The organism is Mesorhizobium sp. M4A.F.Ca.ET.020.02.1.1 (genome assembly GCF_004022645.1).
Lineage (GTDB): Bacteria > Pseudomonadota > Alphaproteobacteria > Rhizobiales > Rhizobiaceae > Mesorhizobium.
On the sequence record NZ_RZOI01000788.1, the window covers coordinates 1 to 2,666 of the forward strand.

Genomic DNA, 2,666 nt, shown 5'->3' on the forward strand with positions numbered 1-2,666 from the left:
CACGACACGCGAGCAGCAGTGGCGCAACGTCGCCGAGATGGTCGCGCTTTCCGGCGGCCATTTTCGTCTTGTCGGGGTCGTGTCCATGGCTTTCGGATGTCCGTTCGAGGGACGCGTCGACCAGGGTGCGGTGATCGCCGACATCGCGCATTTCGCATCGATCGGCGTACGGCATGTCACGGTGGGCGACACTACCGGCCACGGCACGCCGTCAACCGTGCGCGCGTTGTTCAAACGGATTGCCCAGGATTTGTCCGAGGTGACGGCAATCGCGCATTTCCACGACACACGTGGCACGGCGCTTGCGAATTGCGTGGCCGCCTACGAGGCTGGCTGCCGTTGGTTCGACAGCGCGCTGGGTGGCGTCGGCGGTCATCCGGCCCAGATCCAATATGGCGAGGGCTATACCGGCAATGTCGCGACCGAGGATCTGGTCAACCTGTTCGAGGCCGAAGGCATTGCAACCGGCCTCGATCTGGATCGCCTGAGCAAGGCGTCGCTGCTGTGCGAAAAAATGCTCGGCCGACCGCTGCAGAGCCGGGTAGCCCGGGCCGGTTACGGGTTTGTCAGCTAGGAATTCGACATGAAACAGCCAAAGGAAACTCCGGTGCTGACGATCGAAAGCCGAGGCCCTGTTCGCATCGTTGTCCTGAACCGTCCGGGCAAGCTGAATGCTCTCGATACCACGTTGACGCAGGCCTTGCATGACGCGCTGGAGGCGGCTGATGGCGATGCCGGTGTGCGCGCCATCGTGCTGACAGGCGCCGGGCGCGCCTTCTGTGCCGGCGCCGATTTGTCGGAGTTCAAACACCTCACCCCGGCCAATCAGGACGCGGTGGAACGTCGGGCGGATCTCACCTGCCGCACCCAGGCGATGCTGCAGAAGCTGTCGAAGCCGATCATCTCGGCCGTGTGCGGCGTGGCGGTCGGCGGCGGCGCGGGCCTTGCGATCGGCTGCGACATGATGGTCGCGGGCACCGACCTCAAATTCGGCTATCCCGAGCTTAAGCATTCGATCGTGCCGGCGCTGGTGATGACCGGACTGCAACGTTCGCTGGGACGCAAGGCGGCTTTCGAGATGATCAGCCTCGGCCGGCTGATCGGCGCCGAGGAGGCGCTCAAGCTCGGCCTCGCCAACCGTGTCGTCGAGCCGGATCACGTGGTCGAGGCCGCCGTTGCGATTGCCGAACAATGGGCAGCCGCCAATCCACGCGCGATGGCGGCGGTGAAGTCGCTCTACTATCAGGTCGCTGACTTGCCCTATGACGAGGCGATGGCGGCAGGCCGCGACGTCAACGCCAGGATGCGCGCCTTCAGGGACGACGAAGCATGAGGCCGCTCGAGGGGATACGCATTCTCGACTTCTCACGGGTGCTTGCGGGGCCGATGGCCACGCAGATGCTGGCCGAAATGGGTGCCGAGGTGACGAAGATCGAGCGCCCGGGGACCGGCGACGAGTCGCGCAGCTTCGAGCCGCGCGTGCCCGGCGGCGAGAGCGCCTATTTCTTCGCCTTCAACAGGGCCAAGCGGTCGCTGACCTTGAACCTGAAATCGCCCAAGGGGCAGGACCTGGCGCGGCGGCTGGCGGCCGCATCCGATGTCGTGGTGGAGAACTTTCTGCCTGGCGAGATGGAGCGCTTCGGCCTCGGCTATGATCAACTCGCCAATCTCAATCCCGGACTGATCTATGTATCGAGCACCGGTTTTGGCCAAACCGGGCCTTATCGCGACCGCCCCGGCTACGACACGGTTTTCCAGGCTCTTTCCGGGGTCATGCATCTGACCGGCCATGCCGATGGGCCGCCTGCCAAGGCCGGCGTGCCGATTGCCGATCTGAGTGCGGGACTGTGGATCGCCATCGCCATACTGAGCGGCCTGGTCGGCAAGGCGCGGCATGGCAAGGGCTGCCGCGTCGACCTGTCGATGATGGATGTGCAGGCGAGCCTGCTGGCGCTCGCGGCAGCGAGATTGTTTGCGCTGGACGAGGACGTGGCGCGCGCCGGAACGGAGCATCCGGGCCGCGTTCCTTCTGCTGCATTCGAATGTCGCGACGGCGGCTGGCTGCACATCAGCGGCAGCGATCAGCACTGGCCCGGGCTTTGCGCCGCGCTCGGGCTTTCCGACCTCGCGGCGGATCGCGCGCTCGACAAGAACGCCGAGCGTGTCGTCCAGCGTGAACGCGTCATGGCGGCAATGCGCGCCGCCATCCTCATGCATGATCGCGCGCCGCTCGCCGAACGGCTGCGGGCGGGCGGCATCCCCGCCGGAGAGGTCAACACGGTTCGCGAGATCCTGAGCGATCCGCATATGACGGCGAGGGGCGTCGTTGGCGCCTTCGAGCATTCGAGCGCCGGTCGTTTCCCGGCCCTGCGGACGCCGGTCAGATTCGAAGGTTTCGACGACCCGCAGATCGGCTGCCCCCCCGCGCTTGGCGCCGATACCGACCGGATCCTGTCGGAAGAATTGGGGCTTGGCGTGACCGAAATCGAGACGCTGAAATCGGAAGGAGTGATTTGAGCATGAGCACGTCCGCAACGGTCGTCTGCCGCCGCGAAGGGCCGGTCGCCCATGTGGTCCTCAGCCGTCCCGAAGCTCGCAATGCATTGAACCTCGAAATGTGCGTCGAGCTGCGCCGCCATTTCGAGACGTTGGACGGTGACAAGGAC

The 2,666-nt window shown here is 65.4% G+C and carries 3 protein-coding genes; all 3 read left to right on the top strand.

The genetic code is table 11. The features are described 5' to 3' along the window. Positions 1 to 85: 85 nt before the first annotated feature. Genes EN742_RS31100 through EN742_RS31110 form a run of 3 tightly spaced genes read left to right on the top strand, consistent with a single transcriptional unit; the run spans position 86 to position 2,517 of the window. Positions 86 to 574 (top strand): hypothetical protein, encoded by a 489-nt coding sequence (locus EN742_RS31100; protein ID WP_245492436.1) that lies wholly within the window; start codon positions 86 to 88, stop codon positions 572 to 574. A 9-nt stretch (positions 575 to 583) separates the two neighbouring features. Further along, complete coding sequence (locus tag EN742_RS31105) at positions 584 to 1,333, top strand: enoyl-CoA hydratase/isomerase family protein (RefSeq protein WP_128333676.1); 750 nt, start codon at positions 584 to 586, stop codon at positions 1,331 to 1,333. Next, entirely contained in the window at positions 1,330 to 2,517 is a 1,188-nt protein-coding gene (locus tag EN742_RS31110; RefSeq protein WP_128333677.1) for a CoA transferase, read from the top strand. Before EN742_RS31105 ends, EN742_RS31110 begins: the two co-directional genes overlap by 4 nt. Positions 2,518 to 2,666 lie beyond the last annotated feature (149 nt).